The sequence below is a fragment of the Microbacterium luteolum genome, assembly GCF_039533965.1.
Taxonomy (GTDB): domain Bacteria; phylum Actinomycetota; class Actinomycetes; order Actinomycetales; family Microbacteriaceae; genus Microbacterium; species Microbacterium luteolum.
Genome location: NZ_BAAAUN010000001.1, coordinates 3,092,906 through 3,117,686, shown reverse-complemented (window position 1 = coordinate 3,117,686; position 24,781 = coordinate 3,092,906). Strand labels below are relative to the sequence as shown.

Genomic DNA, 24,781 nt, shown 5'->3' with positions numbered 1-24,781 from the left:
GAGACCCGATTCTGGACCAATGGACACGTTCTTCGCCACCAGGTCACCGGATATCGGTCCAATCGACCCCGATTGGACCATCGACGCGCTCGTCGAATGGCTCAGCGATGACGCCCGTCAGCACGATCCGGCGCTGCGGCTCCCGCTCGCCCGGATCGAAGCAGAGCTCACCGGCGCACGCTGGACGGGGAGCCCCTCGACCGTCGCGCTGATCCGATCCATCGCCGACGCGGTGATCGGCGATCCGACGATCCGCGACATCCGCATCCGTGAACTCGCATGCGCCGCCCCGGAGCCCACGGACTCGTCCTCGCCGGAGCATCTTCTCCAGCTCGCCTGAGCGCCCGCCGGCCTGCCGGAGCTCCCGAATCAGCCGACGGTCGGTCGGACGAGCTGCTCCTGCTCCTCGAGGGTCTGCGCCTGCGCGCGCTTCTCGGCCAGTTCGCGCTCCTGCGCCTCGGCCGCCTCCGCTGCCTCGCGGCGCTCCGCGCGCGTCTGCGGTTCGCCGGAGCCGGCGGCATCCGCCTGCATCCCCTGCGACTGCGTCGTCACGATCTCCGCGCGGTCGCGGAAGCCCTCGGCCGTCACCTTGTCGAGCGCGACCTGCTTGCGGATGGCCGCGGCCTTCTCGTAGAGGTTCGGGTCGCCGTAGCTCGTCAGGACCTTCACCAGCACGGGCAGCAGCTCGATCATGAAGAACAGGGCCGCGATCAGGATGTGCGCCCACAGGATCGTCGGCTCCTTCTCGCTCAGCCGGTTGAGTCCGCTGATCTGGCTCAGCAGGCCGACCGCTCCCGCGTTGCCCTGCGCCACGGCATCCGCTCGCGCGTTGTAGGCGGCGAGAGCCTGGTCATAGGTGTCGCGCGCACCGGGCAGCTGCGACTGCGCCTGCTCGCGGTTCTGCGACTCCGACGCCGACGTGTTCTCCTTGGCGGAGGTGCCCGCGGCGGCGAGCTCGTCGTTCGCGGTGCGCAGCTGCGCAGCCAGGGCGTCGTAGGTCTGCTGCGCCTCGGCGAGCTGCGCCTCGGCGGCATCCGAGCTCGCGCCCTCGCCGTTGACCCCGGTGCAGCCGGGGACCGTGCCCGCGCCCTCGCCGGTGAGCTCGCACTGGTACAGGATGCGGGCCTGGTCGATGACCGCCTGCTGCGCGGTCATCTTGGCGGTGAGGTCGTCGACCGTCGCCTGCGCGGCGGATTCGGTCGCCGACGACGCGTCCGTGCCGGCGACGATGCCCGTCGCCGCCTGGTTCTCCAGCTCGGCGACCCGGTCGGATGCAGCATCCAGAGCGATCTTCTCCGGACCCGACTCGAGGGCCTCCTGGTCGGACTGCGACTGCGTGATGTTGGTCGAGGCGACCTCGCGCGCGATGTCGTTGTGGAAGATCTGCAGCACCAGCGGCTCGGCGACCACGAAGCCGATGATCGCGGCCATGATCACTCGCGGGATCGCGAGGCCGATGAGCTTCCAGACGTTCCGGGTCGACGCCATGGTCGAGGTCAGGAACCGGTCGAGGTTGAAGATGATGAGCGCCCACACGAGCGCGAGCGGGACGGCCAGCCACATCGCCGCCTGCACCCCGGTGGTCAGCGCGAACAGCATGGAGATCGCCGAGACCAGCGCGGTCCCGGCGAGGACGAAGAACATCTGCACGAAGCGCGGGGTCTCGCCGGGGACGCGATCGAGGATCTCGCCCTCCGCACCACCGAGGATCGCGAGTGTCCTGGCACGGGAACCGGGCGTGCGCACGCGGCGCGGCTTGCGGACCCGGGGCTTGCGCGCCAGCTTCGGAGCGGGCTCCGACTGCTCGGGCGTCTCCTCCGAGGGCGCGGTGACGGGCACCTCGCGGGTGACGTCGTCGGTGCCGGTGGGCTCGAACTCGCGCAGGAAGTCGAAGTCGTCCGTCTCAGCGTTCGGGTCGCTGTCGAGGATGATCCGACCCTGCGAGTCGTAGCGACCCGGTCGATGGGCGGAATAGGGCATCCCGACAATCTACGAAAGGTCGCCTGTGCATCCCGTGGAAGAAGGCTTTGAACGACTCACAGGTTCGGCTCTCCGAGGAGCCGGTCGACGGTCGCGGCATGCGCGGCGACGGCGTCGTCGAGGGTGAAGTGCCCGGCGGCGGCGAGGGTGCCCAGTCCGTGGATCAGCCCCCACAGCGCCAGCCCGTCGGCGGGGGTGTCGAGTCCGGCCGCGGAAGCCGCTTCGGCGAGCGCGTCTTCGAGACCCTGGATGAGCGGCGCCATGGTGGCGGTCGGCGATCCGGGGACGCACACCGTCGGATCGTAGACGGCGTCGAAGGCGTGCGGATGCTCCACCGCGAAGCGGATGTACGCCGAACCGCCCTCGATGAGCCGGCCGCGGGGAGTGTCTGCCGCGACAGAGGCGGCCCGCACCTGCTCGAGCAGGTCGGCCATGCTGCGCTCGGCGATGGCCTTCAGCAGCCCGAGCCGATCGGCGAAGTGGTGATATGGCGCGTTGTGGCTGACGTTCGCGGCGCGCGCGACCTCGCGCAGGCTGATCTCGGCGGCAGGCATGCGCTCCAGCAGCTGCATCGCGGCATCCTCGAGCGCGCGGGCGAGATCGCCGTGGTGGTAGCCGTCCTTCGAACTTGACATGAGCAACATTCTCTCCTATCTTGACAGTGTCCACCAGCTTGACACTGTCCAGATAGGAACCCAGCCATGCCTGCTCTCGTGATCGACGGCCACCCTGACGCCCGCTCCCTGACCGCCGCGCTCGCGCAGCGCTACGCCGAAGGACACGGCGATGCCCGCGTGCTCGCTCTTCGCGACCTCGACTTCGATCCGCATCTGCGCTTCGGGTACCGCGAGCGGATGACGCTCGAGCCCGACCTCGCCGACGCCAAGCGGGCGCTGAGCGAGGCGCACACCGTCGTTGTGACCACGCCCCTGTGGTGGGGTTCGGTGCCCGCCGTTCTGAAGGGATTCTTCGATCGGGCCCTGCTCCCGCAGCAGGAGTACCGCTACACGAAGCTCGGACTCCCGCAAGGGCTGCTTCCCGCACGTCGCGGCCGCCTGCTCCTGCTCGCGGACACCCCGTGGTACGCCGCGCCTGTGACGGGCATCCCCGCGCAGACGCATGTCGCACGCAACACGATGCGCCTGTGCGGCATCCGCTCTGTACGCACGCACCGGATGCTGGGCGTCAAGGATGCGAACGAGGCCAAGGTCACCCGCTGGCTCGAACGCGCCGAGCTCCTGGGCGCGCGCGACGCCCGCCGCTCAGCGCACTGAGGCCCTCAGGCCATCGCGGCCGAGGCCGCTTCGTCCTCGGTCGTCGCGACCAGCTGGCCGCAGGCGCCGTCGATCTCCTTGCCGCGGGTGTCGCGGAGGGTCGTCGGGATGCCGGCGTCGTTGAGGCGGCGCACGAACTCGTTCGTGACGTCTCTCTCGGATGCGGTCCAGATCGAGCCGGGAGTCGGGTTCAGCGGGATCGGGTTCACGTGCACCCACCCGCGTCCGCGCTGGTTGAGCTTCTCGGCGAGGAGATCGGCGCGCCACGCGTGATCGTTCATGTCCTTGATGAGCGCGTACTCGATCGAGACGCGGCGTCCGGTCTTCTCGTAGTACTCGTAGGCCGCGTCGAGCGCCTCGTCGACCTTCCACTTCGAGTTCACCGGGATGAGCTCGTCGCGCAGGTGGTCGTCGGGGGCGTGCAGCGAGAGCGCGAAGGTCACCGGGATGCCTTCGTCTGAGAGCTTCTTGATCGCCGGGACGAGTCCGACCGTCGACACGGTGATGCCGCGGGCGCTCATGCCGAGGCCGTCGGGCTGCGGGGCGACCATCGACCGCACGGCATCCATGACGCGCTTGTAGTTGGCCAGCGGCTCGCCCATGCCCATGAAGACGATGTTCGAGACGCGCTCCATGCTGTGGTCGTCGGCCTTCTTGCCGCCGAGGCCGCCCTCGGCGATGAGGCGGTTCGCGCGCACGATCTGCTCGATGATCTCGGCGGTCGACATGTTGCGGGTCAGGCCTGCCTGCCCGGTCGCGCAGAACGGGCAGTTCATGCCGCAGCCGGCCTGGCTCGACACGCAGAGCGTGATCCGGCCGGGGTAGCGCATCAGCACGGACTCGACGAGCGCGCCGTCGTGCAGTCGCCAGAGGAACTTGATCGTGTCGCCGCGGTCGGTCTCGAGCCGGCGCACCTCGGTGAGCAGCGGCGGCAGCATCCCGGCGACGAGCTGCTCCCGGGTGTCAGCCGGAAGGTCGGTCATCTGCTCGGGATCCGACGTGTAGTGCCGGAAGTAGTGGGTGGAGAGCTGCTTCGCCCGGAAGCCGGGGAGTCCGAGCTCCTTGACCTTCTCGACGCGCTCAGCGGGCGTGAGGTCGGCGAGGTGCACAGGCGGCTTGCCCCGCTTCGGGCTCGCGAACTGCAGGAGCGGACGCCCCTCGGCATCCTTCTGCTGCGTCCAGCCCTCGGTCGCCGGACGCACCTGGGCAGGCTTCGTCGAGCGGACCTTGCCCTGAGCGGGTCGACCCTCGGGGGCGGACGCGGATGCTGCGGGGCGCGTCTCGCGCGTGCGGGGGTTCTCGGTCATACCTTCCAGGGTACGCGGTGGTGGGTGGGAAGGCCCTGGGGCGCGGGCCGGGGCCTCCATAGACTGACCCCATGGACATCATCATCTGGATCATCGGGCTCGTCGCCGCCCTCGTCGTGATCGTGGTGATCGTCTCCGCCGCGCTCCGGGGCATGCGCCCGAAGCTCCCCGAGCCGCAGGTGTTCACGCCCTCGCCGACGACCGCCCGCTCGCTGCCGGCCTCGTCCGCGGCCACGACCGCCTCGGGCCTCACGCCGCAGGTGGTCGCCGAGATCGACCGGCTCATCGCGGCCGGTCAGAAGATCCACGCCATCAAGATGTTCCGCGACGCCACCGGCGTCGGCCTGAAAGAGGCGAAGGACCGTGTCGAGCACTGGTCCATCAGCACGACGGCCCCGCACCTCGCCGCCCGTTCGAATGCGGCGGCGGCGTACACCTCGATCACCCCGACCTCGCACACACCCTCCTCGGTCCGCGCGTCGCTGCCGGCATCCGCCGTCTCCGAGATCGACCGGCTGGTCGCCGGCGATCAGCGGATCAACGCGATCAAGGTGCTCCGCGAGCACACCGGCCTGGGCCTCAAGGAGTCCAAGCTCCTGATCGACGCCTGGATCCCCGGCCGCACCCACTGACCCGGCTTGTCATTACAGGTCCGCGTCCGCGAGAATGGGCACAACCCACCCCCGAGGAGAACCGATGCCCGACCGTCTCGACCGCGCCCGCACCACCGGCATCCTCGCCGTGCTCCGCGCTCCCTCCCCCGAGCTCGCACTGGAGGCGTCCGAGGCGATCATCCGCGGCGGCGTCACCGGCATCGAGGTGACGTTCTCGACGCCCGAAGCGCCGGCCGTGATCCGCGAGCTCATCGCCCGCCATGGCGATGCCGCCTACATCGGCGCCGGCACCGTGACCACGCCGAAACAGGCGACCCTCGCCGCCGACGCCGGAGCCGAGTTCCTCGTCAGCCCCGGCACGCTCCCCGACCTGACGCGCGCGATGCTCGACACCGGCCGCGTCGTGATGACCGGCGCGATGACGCCGACCGAGGTGATGGGCGCACTCGCGCTGGGTGTCGATGTCGTCAAGATCTTCCCCGCCTCTCTCGGCGGCCCCTCCTACCTCGGCGCCCTGCGCGGACCGTTCCCCGACGCCCCACTCATGCCCACCGGCGGCGTGAGCCCTGACAACCTCGCGGCCTGGTTCGGCGCCGGTGCGGTGGCGGTCGGAGCCGGTGGCGACCTGGCGAACGGCGCGTCGATCGCGGCATCCGACTGGGCGGACATCGAGCAGCGCGCGGCACGGTTCGCGGCAGCACTCGCCGCCGTGCGCGGCAGACGAGCTCGCCGAATACACATTCGGGCGCATCCAGCTTCATTTGGTATACCAGAATGATGAAGAGACGGATGCTGCTCGCGGTGACCATGGCGGTCGGCATGGCACTGACCACCACGGCATGCACCGTCTCTGCTGATCCGCCGCCGTCTTCCGAGGAGTCCTCCGTGCCCGATGCCACCCGTGACCTGCTCGATGCCGCCGGCACCGCCGACGCCGACGCCGTCGCGAAGGCGCTCGATGCCGGCGCCGACATCGAGGCGCGGGACGAGAGCGGGATGACGGCGCTCGTGATCGCCACGAAGGCGAACAACGTCGACGCCGCGCGGGTTCTCATCGAGGCCGGCGCCGACGTGAACGCGAAGGACGACATCCAGGACTCCGCCTATCTCTACGCGGGAGCTCGCGGTCACGACGAGATCCTCCGCCTCACCCTCGACAACGGCGCCGACCTCACGAGCACGAACCGCTTCGGCGGCACGGCACTGATTCCGGCATCCGAGCGCGGTCTGCTCGCCACCGTCCGGACGCTGCTGCAGGCGGGCGTCGACCCGGACCACGTGAACGACCTGAACTGGACGGCCCTGCACGAGGCGATCGTGCTCGGCGACGGGTCGCGCGCGTACGTCGACGTGGTGCGTGCGCTGATCGACGGCGGCGCGGACGTGACGATCCCGGACGGCGACGGCATCCTCCCCCGCGAGCTCGCCGCGAGCCGGGGCTACGACGCGATCGTCGCCGAGCTCGACCGATGATCGACCTCGATCCGTGGGCATGGGCGGCGCTCGCCGTCGCCGCCATCACGATCGGCATCTCGAAGACCGCGATCCCGGGTGGCAACATCCTGGCGATCGCCCTGTTCGCCGCCGTGCTGCCCGCCCGCACCTCGACGGCGGCGATGCTGCTCCTGCTCATGGTCGGCGACGTGTTCGCGTTGATCGCGTACCGCCGTCATGCGCACTGGCCGACGCTGCTGCGCCTCGCACCCGCCGTCATCGCGGGGCTGCTGGTCGGCTTCGCGTTCCTGGCGCTCGCCGGCGACGGGATCGTCCGGCGCGCGATCGGCGTGATCCTGCTGCTCATGATCGCCGTGACGCTGTGGCGCCGGTGGCGGCAGGACAAGACGGATGCCACGGCACCCGCGCCCGGCGGCATCCTGCTCTCCGGCGTCTACGGCACGATGGGCGGCTTCACCACGATGGTCGCCAACGCGGGCGGGCCCGTGATGTCGATGTACTTCCTCGCCACGCGCACGCCCGTGCAGGTCTTCCTCGGCACCTCGGCCTGGTTCTTCGCCATCATCAACCTGGTGAAGGTGCCGTTCCTCGCCGGGCTCGGGCTGTTCCACGTCCCCGTGCTGCTGATGGACGCTGTGCTCGCGCCTCTGGTCGTGATCGGCGCCCTCGCCGGCATCCGTCTCGCGAAGCGCATGGACCAGCGCCTGTTCGACCGCATCGTGATCGTGCTCACCGTCGTGGGTGCGGTGTACCTGCTGTTCTGACGGGCGCGCGTCGGACGAGCCCCTTCGACAAGCTCAGGGACCCATCCGCCGGGGTCGCTGAGCCCGTCGAAGCGCGCGGCACCCATAGTTGGGTCGCTGAGCCTGTCGAAGCGTGCTGAGCTCCCTCAGTCGAGGAAGATGTCCGGGAACAGCGCCGAGTCGGGCGTCCCCGGGATCGCGGCGTAGCCCGAGAAGTCGGTCACGCCGTCCGCCTCGAGCACATCCTCGACGATGAGCGTCTGCCCGGTGTACGACGCGGCGGGCTTGAGCAGCACCGCGTAGGCGGCATCCGCGTAGACATCGGCTGTGCGGCTCGCCGCCATGACCTTGTCGCCCCCGAGGAGGTTCTGCACCGCGGCGGTCGCGATCGTCGTGCGCGGCCAGAGCGTGTTGGCGGCGATGCCGTCGCGCGCGAACTCCGCGGCGAGGCCGAGCGTCACCATCGTCATGCCGAACTTCGCGAGCGTGTACCCGGTGTGCGCGCCGAGCCACTTCGGCGTCGGGTTCAGGGGCGGCGAGAGCGACAGGATGTGCGGGTTCTCGGCATCCTTGAGGATCGGGACAGCGGCACGCGAGAGCATGAACGTTCCGCGCACGTTGACGTCCTGCATGAGGTCGTACTTCTTGGCGCCGAGCTCGAGCGAGCGCGACAGGTCGATCACGCTGGCGTTGTTGATCACGATGTCGATGCCGCCGAACTCGCCCTGCGTCTTCAGGACGGCCTCGGTGATGTCGTCGTCGTCGCGCACGTCGCCGACGATCGGCAACGCCTGACCGCCCGCGGCCCGGATCTGCTCTGCGGCCGAGTGGACGGTGCCCTCGAGCTTCGGATGCGGGGTGTCGGTCTTCGCCAGCATCGCGATGTTCGCGCCGTCTCGCGCCGCACGCAGCGCGATCGCGAGGCCGATGCCGCGGCTTCCGCCCGACATCAGGATGGTCTTGCCTGCCAGTGTGCTCATGTCGTTCCTTCTCTGAGGTCGTTCCGGTCGCAGTTCATGCCGCCCGCGCGCCGCGGAGGCGACGGAAAGTGCGACCGGAGCGGAATCGGGATGCCGGTCGTCTACTTCGGCGCCATGCGGATGGCGCCGTCGAGACGGATGGTCTCGCCGTTGAGGTAGCCGTTGTCGACGATGTGCTCCACCAGTGCGGCGTACTCGTCGGGACGTCCGAGGCGCGACGGGAACGGCACCTGCTGACCGAGCGAATCCTGCGCCGCCTGCGGCAGCCCCATCAGCATCGGCGTCTCCATGATGCCGGGGGCGATCGTGCACACGCGGATGCCGTAGCGGGCGAGCTCGCGGGCGACCGGCAGCGTCATGGCGTGTACGCCGCCCTTGGACGCGGAGTAGGCGGGCTGGCCGATCTGGCCGTCGAAGGCCGCGACGCTCGCGGTGTTCACGATGACGCCGCGATCACCGCTCTCGGTGGGCTCGTTCTTCGCGATGACGGCAGCGGCCTGCGAAGTGACGTTGAACGTGCCGACGAGGTTGATGCGGACCACGCGCTCGAAGTCGGCGAGGACGGCCGGGTTCACATCGCGGTCGAGCACCTTGGCAGGCGGGGCGATCCCCGCGCAGTTCACCACGACGCGCAACGGTGCGGCGGCCTGGGCTGCGGCGACGGCATCCCGGACCTCGTCGGCGCTGGTGACATCCGCCGGCACGAAGAGCCCGCCGAGTTCCTCGGCGATCTCCGCACCCTTCGACGAGGCGAGGTCGACGATGGTGACGTGCGCCCCCGCCGACGTGAGCCGTCGTGCTGTGGCGAGTCCGAGCCCGGACGCTCCTCCGGTGATGAGAGCACCCTGTCCGCTGACCTGCATCTGTTCTCCTTCGAACCTGTGCGACTGCTGCTTCTGAAACGCAGTCTCAGCCTACGTGGTTCTCCGTGCAGTCACGAAGCCGGGCCCGGCCATCGCATCCTGCGTCAGGATGGAGGTATGTCATTTCCCACCGAACAGGTCGCCGTTCCCGAGAAGGTCCGCCAGCTCGCGCATGGTGCCGACCTGGTCTGCGTCTGGGACAACGACTACGGCGGGCTCACCTTCCGAGCGACAGGTGCGGGCGAACCGTTCTACATCAAGTGGGGTCCGCGCAACCTCGAGTTCAGTCTGCAGGACGAGGCCGAGCGGATGGCCTGGGCCTCCCGCTGGATCGCCGTGCCGACCGTGCTCGAGCAGGGCCAGGACGACACGCACGAGTGGCTGGTGACCGCGGCGATCGACGGCCTCAGCGCCGTGGACCCGCGGTGGGTGGCCGAGCCCGCGATCGCCGTGCGCGCTGTCGGCGAGGCCCTGCGGGCGATGCACGACGCCCTCCCTGTCGACGAGTGCCCCTGGGAGTGGAGCATCGCCTCCCGCATCGCGAACGCCGAGCGCCGGGGCATCGAGGTGCCGGATGAGCTGCGTACCGCTCCGCCCGTCGATCGCCTCGTCGTCAGCCACGGCGACGCCTGCTGCCCGAACACTCTCGTCGGCGACGACGGGCGCTGGATCGCCCACGTCGATCTCGCGCTGCTCGGGACCGCCGACCGCTGGGCGGACATCGCGGTCGCATCGATGAGCACCGAATGGAACTACGGCACCGGCTTGGAGGACGCGCTCATCGAGGCCTACGGCATCGAACCCGACCGTGAGCGCCTCGCCTACTACCGGGATCTCTGGAACGCGACCTGACGTCGGCTCCGCTCAGCTCCAGACGAAGCGGAAGGTGCCGAGGATCACGGCGGCGGCGAGCGCGAGCGCCATGATCGCGAGGCCGCCGAGCACGGCGATCGCATCCCGCGGATGGAGGCGGGACGGCCGTGACCAGGTGCGGGGGATGCCGGAGCCGAAGCCCCGAGCCTCCATCGCCAGCGCGAGCTTCGAGCCGCGACGCACGGCGAACACGAGCAGCACGAAGGCCATCGAGAAGAACCGTCGCAGGGCGCCGCTGTCGCCGACGCCGCGCGCCCTGCGGGCGAGACCCATGGTCCGCCAGTCGTCGAGGAAGAGTCCGAGCATCCGCGTGCCGGCGAGGATGCCGAGCACGAAACGGCTCGGCAGCTTCGCGACCTGCGAGAGCGCATCAGCGAGCTCCGTCGGATCCGTCCCGCCGAACAGCAGGATCGTCGGGAGCCCGAGGGCGATCACGCGCAGACTGACCGCGATCGCGAGGACGATCGAGCCCTCGCTGATGGTCGCGAAGCCGAAGGTCCAGTAAACGCGACCGGCCGGCTCGGCGTAGAGCAGCATGCTGATGCCGGCGATCGGAGCGAAGATCATGATCGGCAGCAGCCGCTTCAGCACGGTCGCGAGACGCAGCCCGGTCAGCGGAAGGCACAGGAGCTGCAGGCCGATCGCGACCAGCGCGCTCGTCACGTCGATCGACGCGAACAGCGGCACGGAGAGCAGCACAGCGAGCAGCAGCTTGGTCACCGGGTTGACGCCGTCGAGCCACGCCGTCCTGGCAGTCTCGGTCGTGGTCACGACACGGCTCCCAGCTCGATCCGGTGTCCGCCGAGGTGCCGGATCACCGCATCGTCGTGGGTGACCGCGACGATCGAGCGGCCGCGCGCGATCTCCTCCTGCAGCAGGGCGACCAGGGAGATCCACCCGCGGCGGTCCTGCCCGAAGGTCGGCTCGTCGAGCACGATCACCTCGGGCGCCCCCGCGAGCACGGTCGCCACCGAGAGGCGCCTCTTCTGCCCGCCCGAGAGCGAGAACGGATTGGCCAGCGCGAGAGGCGCGAGGCCGAGCCGCTCCAGGAGTTCGTCGACGACGGCATCCGTCCGCGTCTGCGTCCACCCGAGCGCACGTGGTCCGACGGCGAGCTCGTCGCGCAGGGTCTGCGCGAGGAACTGATGCTCGGGCTCCTGGAACACCATGCCGATGCGGGTGAGCAGCTCGCGCGAGGTCCAGCGGATGGGACGGACCCCGCGTCGCCCGGCGAGTTCGGGAGCGGCGCGCACCTCGCCGTCGTGCTCGGGGATGAGACCGGCGAGGGTGAGCGCGAGCGTCGACTTGCCCGCGCCGTTCGGTCCGGTGATCACGGTCGCGTTCGCGCGCGGAACATGGAGCTCGAGCCCTGCCTGCACCACCACGCCGGGTTCCCTGGCGACCGCGAGCCCGGATGCCGAGAGCGCGTCGGATGTCGTCACGTGCTGCAGCACGGGAAGGTCGATGCCGCGGTCGGGCACCCACACTCCGGCGTCGGCGAGCGCGGCTCCGTGATCGGCGAACACCTGATGCGGCGGGCCGTCCGCGAGCAGGCCCCCGTCGGCTGCGAGCACGATCACCCGTGACATCAGGTCGACCCAGACAGGGGTGCGGTGCTCGACCACGATCAGCGTCGCGCCGGTCGTGGCGACAGCGCGCTCGACGCTCGCCCGCACCTCGTGCACCCCCTCGGGGTCGAGGTTCGCGGTGGGTTCATCGAGCAGGAGGAGTCCGGGGCGCATGGCCAGCACGCCGGCCAGCACGAGCCGCTGCTTCTGCCCGCCCGACAGCGCCTTCGTCGCGCGGTGGAGCGGAACATCGAGGCCCACGGCATCCATCGCCTCGGCGACCCGGCCGGGGATCTCGGATGCCGCGACACCGAGGTTCTCGCAGCCGAAGGCGATGTCGTCGCCCACTTTGGACAGCACGATTCCGGCGTCCGGATCCTGGAGCACCAGGCCGACCTGTCCGCGCCGCGATTCGGGAGCGGCCCCGTCGATGAGCAGGGAACCGTTGCGCTCGCCTTCGTCGGCATCTCCGAGCACGCCGGCGAGTCCGGCGAGCAGCGTGGACTTCCCGGCACCCGAGGCACCGAGGAGGAGCACGCGCTCGCCCGACTCGATCGTGAAGCTCACGTCGGTGACCGCCGGACGCTTACGACCGGCATAGCGCCACCCCCAGCCCGCGGCCTGCACGCGGGCCGGGGCGGCGACACTCACGCTCAGACCTCGCGCACGTGCTCTCGCCCGACGGCGAAGCGGCTCAAGGCACCGGTCACCGCCAGAGCGCGCACGAGGAGCCAGCCGAGCACACCCGCGAGGATCGCTCCCGATACGACGACGCTGACCAGGTAGATCGTGTTGAACTCGAACGACTTCAGGATGTTCGGCGAGCTGCCGTAGAAGAGCTCGAACACCCATGCGGCGGCGGCCGCACCCATGCCGGCGAGCGCGGCGACGACGATACCGAAGCGACGGTAGAAGAACAGGGCGAAGATGATCTCCGCGCCGAGCCCCTGGACGAGTCCGGAGAGGACGGTGGAGATGCCCCAGACATTGCCGATCAGCATCGAGACGATCGCGGCGACGAGCTCGACGACCAGGGCGGCACCGGGCTTGCGGATCACGAGTCCGCCGACGACTCCGCCGAGCAGCCAGATGCCGACGGCGATGCCGCCGAGGCCCGGTGTCAGGGCGTCAGCCGCACCGAACCAGGCGTAGCCGATCGTGTTCCAGCCCCAGAAGACCAGGCCGATCGCGACGCCGAGGACGGCGGCCACGACGATGTCGACGACGCGCCAGCGGTAGAGGCCTGCGGCGGGTGTCTGACCCTGCGTCTTCGTGGACGCGGATGTGGACGTGGACGTACTCATCTGAACTCCTCCCTGCGCTGGCATGACCCAGATCAGGTTCGACGGTCGAAGCGCGATTCGCTCCCTCTCAGCCCGGCTCGCCGGACTCCCGTGGTTGTGCTGACGATCCTACCGCGTCCCGACACTCTGTTTCCTCGGGGGCGCTCCGCCGCGATCGCCGCCGGGATTAGGTACCGTAAACGAGTGACCCCTTCTGATCCCGCCGACGAGGCGACGGGCGTCCTGGGCGATGGCGTCCCCACGGACGCATCCCCCGACGCCGATCGCGCCGCGTTCCCGTTCGGGACGGATGCCGCCACGCGCACGCCGGACCAGGCCTCGGCCTTCGCGACCGACGCCCTGTTCGCCGGGGACGCTCCGCCGCCGTCGTCGACGCACACCTCGCCCCTTGCGGCCTCTGCCGTCGCGGTCGATGCCCTGTTCACCGCGGATGCGTCGCGTCCGCGGACCAGCTCCACCGAGGCCGCCGCCGAGGTCGCACCCACCGAAACCGCACCCGCCGAGACCGTCGCGGCCGCCGAGGTCACGGCCGCCGAGACCGTCGCACTCACCGAAACCGCACCCGCCGAGACCGTCGCGGCCGACAGCGCTGTCGCTGTTGCGGAACCGCCCCTCTTCAAGCCGCGCGTCGATGCGCCGACGACGACGCTCCCTGCCGAGACCGCGACAGTGCCGGAGCCTCCCGCGCAGTGGGCCGATGAGGCTGCCACCGCCACGGCCCTGACCTGGGTCGACAGCTCCGCCGTCGCGCAGCACACGACCGTGGCGACGCTCGACGAGGACGCCGAGGACGAGCAGGCGGACGGGCTGCTGCGGGACGCCAACCTGCGGCCTGCCATCGCGCGTCCGGGACTGCTGGTGCCGCTGGGAGTCCTCGCCGGGCTGATTGCCGCATATGCGGGAACGACGCTGCTCTGGCCGCTGCACGAGGTTCCTCCCACGGTGCAGGCGATCGAGTTCGACACCATCCCGGCCCCGGCAGCGACTCTCACCTGGCCGGCGCAGGGCAGCGCGGCCGTCGGCGTCGCCGGTGTGAGCTCCGCCGCTTCCACTCCCGATGCTGCGAGCATCGCGAGCATCACGAAGGTCGTCACCAGTCTGATGGTGCTGGATCGGATGCCGCTCGCCGTGGGCGAGCAGGGTCCGGAGTTCTCCTTCGACAGCGACGACGAGGACGAGTACTGGGAGTACCGCAGCTCGGATCAGTCGGCCCTGGATGTGCCGGTCGACGGCGTGCTGACCGAGTATCAGATGCTGCAGGGCACGCTGATGGGCTCCGCGAACAACTACATCGACCGCCTCGCCTCCGAGATCTGGGGATCGGACGAGCAGTTCGCGAATGCCGCGGCCGTGTGGTTGCGTGAGCGCGGGCTCGGCGGCATCACCGTGGTCACGCCCTCGGGTTTCGACGAGGGCAATGTGGCGACCCCTGATGCCCTGCTCAAGCTCGGCGAGTGGGCGATGAAGAACCCCGTCTTCGCGGAGATCGTCGGCACGCCGTCGGTCGACCTGCCGGGTGCCGGCACGGTGATCAACACGAACGGGATGCTCGTCGACCCCGGTGTCGTGGGCATCAAGACCGGATCGCTGGTCGGTTGGAACCTGCTGACGGCGAAGGAGCTGGCGATCGGCGACACCACCGTGCATCTGTACGCCGCGGTGCTGAATCAAGCCGACGACGAGCAGCGCCTCGCCGCGACGCGCGCGCTCTTCGCCGAGACCGAGGCCGCGCTGCAGACTCAGGCACCGGCGGTCGAGAAGGGCACGGTCGTCGGAGAGGTGACCACGCTCTGGGGCGAGAAGGTCGAGGTCGTCACCGACGATGACGCCCACGTCGTGCTCTGGAACGGGGCGCTCTCGACAGCGACCGCGGAATTCGACCTGGGCGACGAGCGCGAGGACAACGGCACCGTGGGAACACTGACCACATCGGGCCCCGTCGACTCCGTCACGACGCCGCTCGTGCTCGCGGAGGACATCGAGGGACCGAGTCCCTGGTGGCGGCTGACGCACCCGCTCCAACTGCTCGGCATCCACTCGGACAAGCCCTGAGCGGCCCTCCCGTCCTGACCTGCTTGTCACAGCACGACGCCCCACCCCGGAAGATCGGGATGGGGCGTCGTGCTGTGCGGGTGGTCAGGCTCGGCGACCGGAGCCGTCGGCACCGTCCTCCATCAGACGCTGAGCGGCCGCGGCCTCCGCGGTCGGCGACTGCGCTCCGACCGACGCACCGGACTCGGCGTCATCCGCCTCAGCCTGAGCGCTGTCGTCGGCGTCGCCCGTGACGACGACCGGGGTCGTCCCGGTGAGGGCGTCTTCGGCGTCGATGTCGGTCGCCGCCTGCTCGAACTGCGACTGGTACAGCCGCCAGTAGGCGCCCTGAGCCGTGATGAGCTCGTCGTGCGTGCCCTTCTCCACGATGTCACCGTGCTCCATCACGAGGATGAGATCGGCGTCGCGGATGGTCGAAAGGCGGTGCGCGATCACGAACGACGTGCGTCCCTGTCGGAGAGCGGCCATCGCGTGCTGCAGCAGCAGCTCGGTGCGGGTGTCGACAGCTGACGTCGCCTCATCGAGGATGAGGATCGACGGCTGCGCGACGAATGCCCGGGCGATGGTGATGAGCTGGCGCTCACCCGCCGAGACGTTCGACGCATCCTCGTCGAGGACCGTGTCGTATCCCTCGGGGAGGGCGTGCACGAACCGGTCGACGTACGTCGCCTTCGCGGCCTCGAGAACCTCGTCGTCGGTCGCGGTGGAGCGACCGTAGCGGATGTTCTCTCGGATGCTGCCGGCGAACAGCCACGGGTCCTGCAGCACCATGCCGGTGCGGGAGCGCAGGTCGTCGCGGGTGATCTCGGCGATGTCCTGACCGTCGAGCATGATCCGGCCGCCGCTGAGCTCGTAGAACCGCATGATCAGGTTGACCAGCGTGGTCTTGCCCGCGCCGGTCGGTCCGACGATCGCGACGGTCTGCCCCGGCTCCACGCGGAAGGACAGGTCCTGGATGAGCGGGCGCTCCGGCGTGTAGGAGAACGCGACGTTCTCGAACTCGATGACGCCCTTGCCGTCGACGAGCTCGGGAGCATCCGCGTCGTCCGCCTCCTGCTCGTCGGCGTCCAGCAGCTGGAAGACGCGCTCGGCCGACGCGGTGCCGGACTGCACGACTGCGGCCATGCCGCCCAGTTCGGACAGCGGCTGCGTGAACTGCTGCGAGTACTGGATGAAGGCCTGCACGTCGCCGAGACGGAGCTGACCGTTCGCGACCATCAGACCTCCGAGCACCGCGATGCCCACGTAGCTGAGGCTGCCGACGAACATCATCGCCGGCATGATGATGCCGGAGAGGAACTGCGCCTTGAAGCTCGCCTGGAACAGCTCCTCGTTCTCGTCCTTGAACTTCTCCAGCGCATCGTTCTCGCGCCCGAACACCTTGACGAGGGCGTGCCCCGAGAAGGCCTCCTCGACGCGGGCGTTCAGTCGTCCGACCTTGCGCCACTGGGAGCCGAAGGCCTTCTGCGAACGCGGACCGATGACGCCGAAGATCACGGCCATCAACGGCAGCGTGATGAGGGCGACGAGCGCCAGCTGCCAGGAGATCGAGAACATCATGACGAGCACGCCGACCACGGTCAGCACCGACGTCAGGGCTCCGGAGAGCGACTGCTGCATCGTCTGCGTGATGTTGTCGATGTCGTTCGTGACGCGAGAGATCAGCTCACCGCGCTGCACCTTGTCGAAGTACGACAGCGGCAGACGGTTGATCTTCGCCTCGACCGATTCCCGGAGGCGCCACATGGTGCGGACCATGATCACGTTGATGACGTAGCCCTGGATCCAGGTCAGGAATGCCGCCGCGACGTAGATCGCGAGGACAGCGGCGATGATCCACCGCAGCGCCTCGAAGTCGACGCCCTGGCCGACCGTGAAGTCGCCGAGCGCTCCGACCTGGTTGGCGAAGTCGTCCTGACCCGCGCTGCGCAGCGCTTCGACGACGACGTCCTGCGACGTGCCGGCCGGGAACCCGGGGAAGTCGCCGTTGGGCTGCCCGAGCTGGATGGAGATGAACCCCTTGTAGACGAGGTTCGTCGCCTCGCCGAGCACCTTGGGTGCGGCGACCGTGAGGACGACGCCGATCGCGCCGAGGATCGACACGAAGACGAACCAGATGGCCGAGGGCTTGAGGAGCCCGATCATGCGCGTGAAGCTCGCGCCGAAGTTGTCGGCCTTGCCCGGTGCGACGCTGTCCCAGTCGCCCGAGTTCTGGCGCGCCTGCTCGGCGAGCTCGGCCTCGTACTTCTCTTCCTCGGTCAGTCCGACCTCGGCGACGGCGGCAGCCGCCTTGCCGCGGCCTCTGCGAGCCTGGGTCCCTGATCTTGTCGAAGTGTCGTTCTGCTGCTCGCTCATGCGTCCACCCCCAGCTGCGATTCGACGATCTCTCGATAGGTCTCGCTCGTCTCGAGCAGTTCCTCGTGCGTTCCGACGCCGACCATGGTGCCGCCTTCGAGGACGACGATGCGGTCGGCATCCGTGATCGAGGAGACGCGCTGCGCGACCACGATCTTCGTGACGTGCGGCAGCTCCCGCCAGAGCGCCTGCCTCAACCTCGCGTCGGTCGTCAGATCGAGAGCCGAGAACGAGTCGTCGAAGACGAGGACCTTCGGCTGGTGCACGATCGCGCGGGCGATCGCGAGCCGCTGGCGCTGTCCGCCGGACACGTTCGTGCCGCCCTGTGCGATGCGCGACTCGAGTCCGTCGGGCATCTCCTCGACGAAGTCGCGGCCCTGCGCGATCTCGAGCGCGTGCCAGAGCTCTTCGTCTGTCGCCTCCTCGCGCCCGTAGCGCAGGTTCGAGGCGACGGTGCCGGTGAAGAGGAACGGACGCTGCGGCACGAGGCCGATGCTGTCCCAGAGCGCTTCGACATCGGCGTCGCGCACATCCGTGCCGCCGACGTGCACGGCTCCTCCGGAGACGTCGAAGAGACGCGGGATCAGCGAGACGAGGGTCGTCTTGCCCGATCCGGTCGATCCGACGATCGCGACCGTCTCACCGGGCTGCGCACCGAAGCTGATGCCCTTGAGCACCGGGGCGTCCGCACCGGGGTACGTGAACTCGACGTCGTCGAACGCTACGGCACCGGGTGCGGGGAAGGCGGTGACGCCGTTCTCCGGACGGACCATGGTGGACTCCGAGTCGAGCACCTCGCCGATGCGCTCGGCCGAGACCGCGGCGCGCGGGATCATCATCGCCATGAAGCTGGCCATGATGACGCCGCCCATGATCTGGCCGATGTACTGCATGAAGGCGAACAGCGTGCCGACCTGCACCGTGCCGTTGTTGACCTCGATGCCGCCGAACCAGATGACCGAGACGACGGTGACGTTGAGGATCAGCATGAACAGCGGGAACAGCAGCACGAATAGCGAGCCGACCTTGCGGCCGACGACCATGATGTCGGTGTTGGCGCCGCGGAAGCGCTCCTCCTCGATGCCCTCGCGCACGAAGGCCCGCACGACGCGCACGCCGGTGAGCTGCTCGCGCATGATGCGGTTGACGTTGTCGAGCTTGCCCTGGTAACTGCGGAACAGCGGCACCATGCGCCCGATGACCAGAGCCGCGAGGATCAGGAGGGCGGGCACCGAGACGGCGATGAGCCAGCTGAGGCCGACGTTGGTCTGGACGGCGAAGATGATGCCGCCGATCGCGAGCAGAGGCGCGGTGACGAGCATGGTCGCGCCCATCATCGCGAGCATCTGTACCTGCTGCACGTCGTTCGTGTTGCGCGTGATGAGGGAGCCGGCGCCGAACACGGAGACCTCGCGCTCGGAGAAGCCGCTGACCTTGCCGAACACGTCGGCGCGGATGTCGCGACCGGCGCCCATCGCGGCGCGGGCGGCGAAGTAGGTGGCGGTGACCGAGGCGATGATCTGGCCCAGCGAGACGGCGAGCATGAACAGGCCGGTGTTCCAGATGTAGCCGGTGTCTCCCTGCGCGACGCCCTTGTCGATGATGTCGGCGTTCAGGCGCGGGAGGTAGAGGGTCGCGGCGGCGCTGGCGAGCTGGAACACCAGCACGCCGAGCAGGAGCCACCTATAGCGAGACAGATAGCGGACGAGGATTTTTCCCAGCACAGGCGGACTTTCTAGGAAGGATGGAGCGGCAGGTTTCTCGGCAGACGGATGCCGACCGACAACCGGCCACAAGACAGAGTGCCACGAACCGCGGACATTCGTATCCCCCTTTGGGAGGACCTTCGCTGACAGCGAACCGCCTCCGAGCGGGGTCGCGATTTCTGAACACGGGCGAACAACGCTCGAGTTGTATTCGCGCGGATGGAGACGGTCTCCTCGCGAGGATGGAGACTCAGAAGAGCGGATGCTCCGGCGCGTAGTCGCGCGCGCCGGCGCCGGCATCCGGTTCCAGCTCGGCCAGCGTCGGCGGCTGCCACTTCGGATCGCGGTCCTTGTCCACGAGCTGCGCGCGGATGCCCTCGACGAGATCCGGATGCTCGTTCACGAACCACAGCACGCGGCGGTACTCGCCTTCCAGCGCCGCACGCAGGTTCGGGAAGCCCCGCGCTTCGCGCACGGCGTCGAGCGTGACGACGAGCGCGGTCGGTGCGAGCTCTTCCAGGAGGTCGGCCGTGGCGGCGGCATCCGTCGTTCCCTGTCTCCGCAGGCGCTCGACGATCTCGACGACCGTCGGCGCGGAGAACGCCTCGTCGATCCATGTGCGCGATGCGGGGAGCTGCGACGGGTCCGGCGTCTCGTCGAACAGCAGCACGATCTCGCTGGGCCCCGTGGGGTCGGCGCGGTAGGCGAGCGCCTCGCGCAGGGCGTCGAGTCTCTCCGAGGGGACGAAGTGGTCGGCGAATCCGAGGAGCACGGCATCCGCCCCGTCCATCGTCGAACCGGTGAGGGCGAAGTACTCGCCTAAGCGGCCGGGCGCACGCCCGAGCAGCCAGGTGCCGCCGACATCGGGGGTGAATCCGATGCGCGTCTCGGGCATCGCCAGCTTCGAGCGCTCGGTGACGATGCGGATCGCGGCGTGACCGGCCAGGCCGATGCCCCCGCCCATGGTGATGCCGTCCGCGATCGCGACGACGGGCTTGGGGTATTCGGCGATCAGCGCGTTCAGCGCATACTCGGCGCGGAAGAACTCGGCGGTCCGCTCGGCCTGGCCGGAGACGATCTGACCGTGCAGGGCGCGCACGTCCCCGCCCGCGCACATCCCGCGCTCCCCCGCTCCGTCGATCAGGACGATCTGCACGTCGGTGTCGTCGATCCAGGCGGTGAGGGCCTGCGTGAGCAGCTCGATCATGCCGAGGTCGAGCGCGTTGATCGCCTCGGGGCGGTTGAGGGTGAGCCGGCCGAGCGCTCCTTCCTTGCTCATGAGGACGCGGGGCGCAGTGATGGTGTCGGTCACGCGTGCCAGGCTACTCCGTCGGCGCGGGGTCCCAATCCGCACGAAATACGCGATCCGGGCGCTTTTCCGGCAGGATAGGGGGAACTGTTCATTGCAACGAGAGGTCGCGGATGCCCGACGGACAGGTGCTCGAGTTCACGAATGTGACGAAGCGCTTCAATGAGGTGACCGCTGTCTCCGATTTCTCGGCACGAGTCGAGCCCGGCGCCGTCACCGCCTTCCTCGGTCCGAACGGGGCGGGCAAGACCACCACTCTTCGCATCCTGCTCGGTCAGATCCGAGCCACTTCCGGTACCGCCACCATCGGCGGGACCGCCTACGCAGAGCTGCGCCAGCCGCTGCGCATCATCGGCTCCGTGCTCGAGGAGACGGTCTACCGTCCGCGCCGGACCGCGAACCGGCAGCTGACCATCGCCGCGAAGGCGAACGGCATTCCGCTCGCGCGCGTCGGCGAGGTGCTCGCGATGGTGGGCCTCGAGGGCGAGGGCGATTCGCGCATCGGCGGATTCTCGCTCGGCATGCGCCAGCGGCTGAGCATCGCGAACGCCCTCCTCGGAGACCCCGGAGCCCTCGTGTTCGACGAGCCGGCGAACGGACTCGACCCCGAGGGCATCCGCTGGATGCGCCTGCTGATGCGACGCCTGGCCGACGAGGGCCGTACGGTCCTCGTGTCCTCGCACCTCCTCAGCGAGGTCGAGCAGATCGCCGACAACGTCCTCGTCCTGTCGAAGGGGCAGCTGGTGCTCGCCAGCGGCATCGAGACGCTCGCCGACCCGAAGGGCGGCTCGGTGGTCGTGGATGCCGTGGACCGCGCCGCGCTCACGGCCGCTCTGTCGACCGCAGGATTCGACGTCGAGGTGCTGCGCTCCGGACTCAACGTGCGCGGCGGAGACGCCGGAACCGTCGGCGCCGTCGCGGCTGCCGCCGGAATCGCATTGAGCACGCTCGTCCAGCGCGGTCCCACTCTGGAGGACGTGTTCATCGCGCACGTCCGCGGCGGTCGGCCCACACTGCGTGCCGCGGGTGCTGCGTCGCAGCCCGTCACGGCGGAGAGCGCTGACGCACCCGCTGCAGGTTTCGCGGCGGGAGCCGTCGCCGCGGGAGTCGTCGGTGTCGTGGGTGCCGCTGCTCTCGACGATGCACCCGAGACGGCGGTGGCCGAGGTAGAGGCTGCTGAGGTTTCGGCCGCGGAGCGCGCGATCGAGGACGTCGCCGTCGAGGACATCACGGTCGCGGACAGTGCCGTCGAGGACAGCGCCGTTGGAGACATCGCTGTTGACGACAGCCCCGTTGACGACAGCCCCGTTGACGACACCGCTGTTGATGACAGCACCGTTGATGCTGTCGAAGACAGCGCCGTCGAAGACAGCGCCGTCGAAAACAACCCGATCGAAGAAGGCTCGATCGAGGAGAGCTCCGTTGACGGGGACGGCGACGAGGCTCCGGAATCCGAGACGGTCGACCAGCACGATGCTGACGGCACGTCGCCCGACGAAGCACCTCAGGACGACGCGCCTCAGGACGACGCGCCTCAGGACGACGCAGCCGAGGATGCCGCGCCGACGCGCTCGTTCGACGAGATCCTGTTCGGCACGTCGGCTCCGGTCGCATCCGAGACCACGGAATCCGACGACGCCGCGCAGGCCGACACGGACCAGCCGACCGACGACGCTCACGCCGGCGTCGAGTTCTTCACAGAGCTCGGCGGCACTGATGAGACGACCGACAGCACTTCCGACGCGACGGACGCGGAGAACGAGGCCGCGTCGGACGACGAGAACGCCGACCCGGCGCACGACGCAGAGCCGGGCACCGACGCCGCCACCGAGAACGAGAACACCGAGGCGGAGAACACCGAGGCGGAGCACTCGGAGCCTGAGCACGACGAGGCGCAGTCCGGCACGGCCGACGCCGAGGGTTCCGTCGCTGACGGCGACGAGGACCCCCGGTCGGCCGCCGTCAGCTCCATGCTCGCGGCCGCCGCTCGTGCGTACTACGAGGACGAGCCGAAGGACTACCCGCAGGACGAGTCCTCCGACGAGGGAACGCACTGGACGGTCGCGTCCACCGGAGTGATCGACAGCGTCCCGGTCGCGGGCGAGACCGCCCCCGAGGGCGAATCCGAGGCCGCCGAGGGCGAAGCCGAGGCTGCTGAGCAGGACGAGAACCACGACGAGCACGCGGAGAACCACGACGAGCACGCGGAGAACCCCGACGAGCACGCGGAGCACCACGAGAACCACGAGCACCACGGCGACGAGCATCACCACGGCTGAGTCGTCCGCTGACGAGAAAGCCCTCCGCGCCGAAAGGTGCGGAGGGCTTTCTCGATGATCGGGTGGATCAGGCGGGACGCGGACGGATGACCGGCCGGCGGCTCCCCTTCGAGACGGGGGTCGGCGCGGTCGCGACGATCTCCTCGACGTCCGCGGGCTCGGTGGAGACGTCGAGACGGAGCGCCTGCGTGAGTGCGAGGCCGTGACGTGTGCTCAGGATCAGCCGGCGGTACTGCTCGTCACCCTCGAGGTCGATCACGACACCGGGTCGGCGGCGACGGATGAGCACGAAGTCGAGGCTTCCCGCCGCCTTCCAACTGCCGGCCGCGAGCACGCCAGGGATGTGGGTTCCGGGGTTCGGCACCCCGCGCAGCCAGGTCCAGGCATCTTCCGTCAGCTGCACCTTGGTGATGGTCTCACGCACGACCTGCAGGTTGCTGCGGTGGAAGGTGGCGGCACGCTCGATCGGCGAGAGCACGACCTCCAGTTGCGTCTGGTCCAGCAGCAACGTCACCATGAACCCAGTCTGCCAGCGCGGCCCTCCCAGTTGTCTGGAAGTTGCTCACAGGAACGCAACGATCCATTGTGGGATCGGACCAGTTGACCGAAATGACCTCTTGCACATTCGAACATATGTTCTATACTAGAGGCATGAACTCCTCTCCGGCAAGCGACGTCGAGCAGCGTCAGCGGCTGCTCGACGCCTGGGTGGAGAAGCGACGACAGATCGCCGCGAGCGAGGCCGAGGCGGCAGCGCTTCTCGCCGAACGGATGCGCCTCCTCGACGACGACGTGAACGACCATCCGCATCATCGCGACGCGATCCATCGGTCGATGATCGCGGAGTACTCCGCCGCGGGGCGCCTGGCCCGGGGCAGCGTCGAGTACGCGTTCGCCGACGCCTGCCTGCTCGAGTCCGAGCATCCGGCGGTGCAGAAATCGTTCCGGCGCGGAGACATCGCGGCAGCCCACGTTCGCGAGATCGTCCGTGCGGGAATGATCGTGCGACTGGCCGTGCGAGAGGGTCGGGTGGATGCCGAGACGCTCGGCCTCTACGACGCCGCGGCCCTCGAGGTCGCCGAGCACGACTCTCCCGGACGCACGCGGGCGATGGTGCGGCAGATCGCTGCATCGCTGGCCGGAGAGACCCTGGTCGAGCGTCACCGGCGAGCGCAGGGCGAGCGCACGGTCACCGTCCGCTCGATCGACGACGGCCTCGCGCTCCTCCAGGTGGTTCTCCCCGAGCATCTCGCGGCAGCGATCCTCGATCGGCTGACGCGACTCGCTCGGCAGGTGATCGCCACCCGCGACGATCAGGATCCCGTCCTCTCCTCTGACACGCTCGACTCCGGAGAAGACGCCGTGTTCCTGCGCGATCTCGCCGCCGACGATCCGCACCGGGACGATCCCGTGCTCGACGACCACCACATCGACCACGACCCGCACGCCATCTTCGGTGGCGACACGTTCACAACCGACCCGTGCATCGAACATGTGCCCGCCGACGACCGCACGCTGGACCAGGTGCGCGCCGACCTGCTCACGGATCTGCTGCTCGCGAGCGACCCCTCCTCCGCGACCGGAACCGGTCTCGACGGCATCCAGGCGCAGATCCAGGTCACCATCGGGGCCGCAACCCTCGCCGGGGCCGACGAACGGCCGGCGGAGTTCGACGGATTCGGTCCGCTGCACCCCGACATCGCCCGAGACCTCGCGGCACGCGCGGGTGGATGGTCCCGCCTGTTCCTCAACCACACCGGCGTGGTGACGGCGACCGACGCGTACTCGCCGACCGAGGCGATGCGTCGACATCTGCGGGCGCGAGACCAGCACTGCCGGTTCCCCGGCTGTCGTATGCCGGCGCAGCGCTGCCAGATCGATCACAATCACGACCACGCCAGAGGCGGGCCGACGTCGAACGACAACCTCTCCCACTTGTGCCTGGGGCACCACACGCTCAAGCATCCCGACATCGACGATCGCTATCGGTGGGCCGCGCGACAGCTTCCCGGCGGAGACATCGAGTGGACGAGTCCGCTCGGGCGCAGATACAGCGATATGGCACCGCGACGCGTCATGTTCGTCTGAGCGGCGAATCCCCGACCAGCTCCTATCGGCC

22 protein-coding genes and 1 riboswitch are annotated in these 24,781 nt (G+C 69.3%); of the genes, 10 read left to right on the top strand and 12 right to left on the bottom strand.

Annotation, left to right across the window (positions count from 1 at the left end):
- The first annotated feature begins 19 nt into the window (after positions 1-19).
- Positions 20-340: a hypothetical protein gene (locus ABD648_RS15100; protein WP_282215776.1), complete on the top strand. Its 321-nt coding sequence runs from the start codon at positions 20-22 to the stop codon at positions 338-340.
- Between the two features lie 29 nt (positions 341-369).
- On the opposite strand, the gene ABD648_RS15095 is transcribed toward ABD648_RS15100, so the two are convergent.
- Together ABD648_RS15095 and ABD648_RS15090 are read right to left on the bottom strand one after the other, a co-directional pair.
- On the bottom strand, positions 370-1,980 hold the full coding sequence (locus tag ABD648_RS15095) for a DUF4407 domain-containing protein (protein WP_282215775.1): 1,611 nt from the start codon (positions 1,978-1,980) through the stop codon (positions 370-372).
- 56 nt (positions 1,981-2,036) lie between these two features.
- Entirely contained in the window at positions 2,037-2,615 is a 579-nt protein-coding gene (locus ABD648_RS15090) for a TetR/AcrR family transcriptional regulator (RefSeq protein ID WP_282215774.1), read from the bottom strand.
- A 66-nt stretch (positions 2,616-2,681) separates the two neighbouring features.
- Between ABD648_RS15090 and ABD648_RS15085 the strand changes: the two genes are divergently transcribed.
- Entirely contained in the window at positions 2,682-3,254 is a 573-nt protein-coding gene (locus tag ABD648_RS15085) for an NAD(P)H-dependent oxidoreductase (protein ID WP_282215773.1), read from the top strand.
- Positions 3,255-3,259: 5 nt separating this feature from the next.
- Here ABD648_RS15085 and rlmN read toward each other — a convergent pair whose 3' ends face one another.
- Positions 3,260-4,561: a dual-specificity RNA methyltransferase RlmN gene (gene rlmN, locus ABD648_RS15080; RefSeq protein ID WP_282215772.1), complete on the bottom strand. Its 1,302-nt coding sequence runs from the start codon at positions 4,559-4,561 to the stop codon at positions 3,260-3,262.
- Positions 4,562-4,632: 71 nt separating this feature from the next.
- On the opposite strand from rlmN, the gene ABD648_RS15075 reads away from it, so the two are divergent.
- The 4 genes from ABD648_RS15075 (at position 4,633) to ABD648_RS15060 (ending at position 7,394) form a co-directional block, all read left to right on the top strand.
- A complete protein-coding gene (locus ABD648_RS15075; RefSeq protein ID WP_282215771.1) occupies positions 4,633-5,193 on the top strand; it encodes a ribosomal protein L7/L12 in 561 nt (186 codons plus the stop codon).
- A 64-nt stretch (positions 5,194-5,257) separates the two neighbouring features.
- Positions 5,258-5,953: a bifunctional 4-hydroxy-2-oxoglutarate aldolase/2-dehydro-3-deoxy-phosphogluconate aldolase gene (locus ABD648_RS15070; protein WP_282215770.1), complete on the top strand. Its 696-nt coding sequence runs from the start codon at positions 5,258-5,260 to the stop codon at positions 5,951-5,953.
- Complete coding sequence (locus tag ABD648_RS15065) at positions 5,953-6,648, top strand: ankyrin repeat domain-containing protein (RefSeq protein ID WP_344709415.1); 696 nt, start codon at positions 5,953-5,955, stop codon at positions 6,646-6,648. The genes ABD648_RS15070 and ABD648_RS15065 overlap by 1 nt, the downstream gene beginning before the upstream one ends.
- Positions 6,645-7,394 carry a sulfite exporter TauE/SafE family protein gene (locus ABD648_RS15060; protein ID WP_282215768.1) on the top strand — a complete coding sequence of 250 codons (750 nt, stop codon included), beginning with the start codon at positions 6,645-6,647 and terminating at the stop codon, positions 7,392-7,394. The genes ABD648_RS15065 and ABD648_RS15060 overlap by 4 nt, the downstream gene beginning before the upstream one ends.
- A 125-nt stretch (positions 7,395-7,519) precedes the next feature.
- On the opposite strand, the gene ABD648_RS15055 is transcribed toward ABD648_RS15060, so the two are convergent.
- Positions 7,520-8,353 (bottom strand): SDR family oxidoreductase, encoded by an 834-nt coding sequence (locus ABD648_RS15055; RefSeq protein WP_282215767.1) that lies wholly within the window; start codon positions 8,351-8,353, stop codon positions 7,520-7,522.
- 101 nt (positions 8,354-8,454) lie between these two features.
- Positions 8,455-9,216: an SDR family NAD(P)-dependent oxidoreductase gene (locus ABD648_RS15050; RefSeq protein WP_282215766.1), complete on the bottom strand. Its 762-nt coding sequence runs from the start codon at positions 9,214-9,216 to the stop codon at positions 8,455-8,457.
- A gap of 117 nt (positions 9,217-9,333) precedes the next feature.
- On the opposite strand from ABD648_RS15050, the gene ABD648_RS15045 reads away from it, so the two are divergent.
- Entirely contained in the window at positions 9,334-10,068 is a 735-nt protein-coding gene (locus ABD648_RS15045; RefSeq protein ID WP_282215765.1) for an aminoglycoside 3'-phosphotransferase, read from the top strand.
- Between the two features lie 12 nt (positions 10,069-10,080).
- Here the strand turns inward: ABD648_RS15045 and ABD648_RS15040 are convergent, their stop codons facing one another.
- The 3 genes from ABD648_RS15040 to ABD648_RS15030 all read right to left on the bottom strand — a co-directional run bounded on the left by ABD648_RS15040 (position 10,081) and on the right by ABD648_RS15030 (position 12,961).
- Positions 10,081-10,860, bottom strand: a complete 780-nt coding sequence (locus ABD648_RS15040) for an energy-coupling factor transporter transmembrane component T family protein (protein WP_282215764.1) — start codon at positions 10,858-10,860, stop codon at positions 10,081-10,083.
- Positions 10,857-12,308: an ABC transporter ATP-binding protein gene (locus ABD648_RS15035; protein ID WP_282215763.1), complete on the bottom strand. Its 1,452-nt coding sequence runs from the start codon at positions 12,306-12,308 to the stop codon at positions 10,857-10,859. Before ABD648_RS15035 ends, ABD648_RS15040 begins: the two co-directional genes overlap by 4 nt.
- A 2-nt stretch (positions 12,309-12,310) precedes the next feature.
- Positions 12,311-12,961 (bottom strand): ECF transporter S component, encoded by a 651-nt coding sequence (locus tag ABD648_RS15030; RefSeq protein ID WP_282215762.1) that lies wholly within the window; start codon positions 12,959-12,961, stop codon positions 12,311-12,313.
- Positions 12,952-13,063: riboswitch (TPP riboswitch) on the bottom strand. (Overlaps the previous gene by 10 nt.)
- Positions 13,064-13,144: 81 nt before the next feature.
- Here ABD648_RS15030 and ABD648_RS15025 point away from each other — a divergent pair.
- Positions 13,145-15,013 (top strand): D-alanyl-D-alanine carboxypeptidase, encoded by a 1,869-nt coding sequence (locus tag ABD648_RS15025; protein WP_282215761.1) that lies wholly within the window; start codon positions 13,145-13,147, stop codon positions 15,011-15,013.
- 84 nt (positions 15,014-15,097) lie between these two features.
- On the opposite strand, the gene ABD648_RS15020 is transcribed toward ABD648_RS15025, so the two are convergent.
- The 3 genes from ABD648_RS15020 to ABD648_RS15010 all read right to left on the bottom strand — a co-directional run bounded on the left by ABD648_RS15020 (position 15,098) and on the right by ABD648_RS15010 (position 20,386).
- Positions 15,098-17,368, bottom strand: a complete 2,271-nt coding sequence (locus ABD648_RS15020; RefSeq protein ID WP_282215760.1) for an ABC transporter ATP-binding protein — start codon at positions 17,366-17,368, stop codon at positions 15,098-15,100.
- Positions 17,365-19,092 carry an ABC transporter ATP-binding protein gene (locus tag ABD648_RS15015; protein WP_282215759.1) on the bottom strand — a complete coding sequence of 576 codons (1,728 nt, stop codon included), beginning with the start codon at positions 19,090-19,092 and terminating at the stop codon, positions 17,365-17,367. The genes ABD648_RS15020 and ABD648_RS15015 overlap by 4 nt, the downstream gene beginning before the upstream one ends.
- Positions 19,093-19,324: 232 nt before the next feature.
- Positions 19,325-20,386, bottom strand: a complete 1,062-nt coding sequence (locus ABD648_RS15010; RefSeq protein ID WP_282215758.1) for an enoyl-CoA hydratase/isomerase family protein — start codon at positions 20,384-20,386, stop codon at positions 19,325-19,327.
- A 110-nt stretch (positions 20,387-20,496) separates the two neighbouring features.
- On the opposite strand from ABD648_RS15010, the gene ABD648_RS15005 reads away from it, so the two are divergent.
- Positions 20,497-22,662 (top strand): ATP-binding cassette domain-containing protein, encoded by a 2,166-nt coding sequence (locus ABD648_RS15005; protein WP_282215757.1) that lies wholly within the window; start codon positions 20,497-20,499, stop codon positions 22,660-22,662.
- 67 nt (positions 22,663-22,729) lie between these two features.
- Here ABD648_RS15005 and ABD648_RS15000 read toward each other — a convergent pair whose 3' ends face one another.
- Positions 22,730-23,179, bottom strand: a complete 450-nt coding sequence (locus ABD648_RS15000) for a hypothetical protein (RefSeq protein ID WP_282215756.1) — start codon at positions 23,177-23,179, stop codon at positions 22,730-22,732.
- Between the two features lie 134 nt (positions 23,180-23,313).
- On the opposite strand from ABD648_RS15000, the gene ABD648_RS14995 reads away from it, so the two are divergent.
- A complete protein-coding gene (locus ABD648_RS14995; RefSeq protein ID WP_282215755.1) occupies positions 23,314-24,750 on the top strand; it encodes an HNH endonuclease signature motif containing protein in 1,437 nt (478 codons plus the stop codon).
- The last annotated feature ends 31 nt before the right edge of the window (positions 24,751-24,781 follow it).

Coding starts and splice junctions, on each gene's coding strand:
- ABD648_RS15100 (WP_282215776.1), top strand. CDS start 20: ATGGACACGTTCTTCGCCACCAGGTCACCGGATATCGGTCCAATCGAC.
- ABD648_RS15095 (WP_282215775.1), bottom strand. CDS start 1,980: ATGCCCTATTCCGCCCATCGACCGGGTCGCTACGACTCGCAGGGTCGG.
- ABD648_RS15090 (WP_282215774.1), bottom strand. CDS start 2,615: ATGTCAAGTTCGAAGGACGGCTACCACCACGGCGATCTCGCCCGCGCG.
- ABD648_RS15085 (WP_282215773.1), top strand. CDS start 2,682: ATGCCTGCTCTCGTGATCGACGGCCACCCTGACGCCCGCTCCCTGACC.
- rlmN (WP_282215772.1), bottom strand. CDS start 4,561: ATGACCGAGAACCCCCGCACGCGCGAGACGCGCCCCGCAGCATCCGCG.
- ABD648_RS15075 (WP_282215771.1), top strand. CDS start 4,633: ATGGACATCATCATCTGGATCATCGGGCTCGTCGCCGCCCTCGTCGTG.
- ABD648_RS15070 (WP_282215770.1), top strand. CDS start 5,258: ATGCCCGACCGTCTCGACCGCGCCCGCACCACCGGCATCCTCGCCGTG.
- ABD648_RS15065 (WP_344709415.1), top strand. CDS start 5,953: ATGAAGAGACGGATGCTGCTCGCGGTGACCATGGCGGTCGGCATGGCA.
- ABD648_RS15060 (WP_282215768.1), top strand. CDS start 6,645: ATGATCGACCTCGATCCGTGGGCATGGGCGGCGCTCGCCGTCGCCGCC.
- ABD648_RS15055 (WP_282215767.1), bottom strand. CDS start 8,353: ATGAGCACACTGGCAGGCAAGACCATCCTGATGTCGGGCGGAAGCCGC.
- ABD648_RS15050 (WP_282215766.1), bottom strand. CDS start 9,216: ATGCAGGTCAGCGGACAGGGTGCTCTCATCACCGGAGGAGCGTCCGGG.
- ABD648_RS15045 (WP_282215765.1), top strand. CDS start 9,334: ATGTCATTTCCCACCGAACAGGTCGCCGTTCCCGAGAAGGTCCGCCAG.
- ABD648_RS15030 (WP_282215762.1), bottom strand. CDS start 12,961: ATGAGTACGTCCACGTCCACATCCGCGTCCACGAAGACGCAGGGTCAG.
- ABD648_RS15020 (WP_282215760.1), bottom strand. CDS start 17,368: ATGAGCGAGCAGCAGAACGACACTTCGACAAGATCAGGGACCCAGGCT.
- ABD648_RS15005 (WP_282215757.1), top strand. CDS start 20,497: ATGCCCGACGGACAGGTGCTCGAGTTCACGAATGTGACGAAGCGCTTC.
- ABD648_RS15000 (WP_282215756.1), bottom strand. CDS start 23,179: ATGGTGACGTTGCTGCTGGACCAGACGCAACTGGAGGTCGTGCTCTCG.
- ABD648_RS14995 (WP_282215755.1), top strand. CDS start 23,314: ATGAACTCCTCTCCGGCAAGCGACGTCGAGCAGCGTCAGCGGCTGCTC.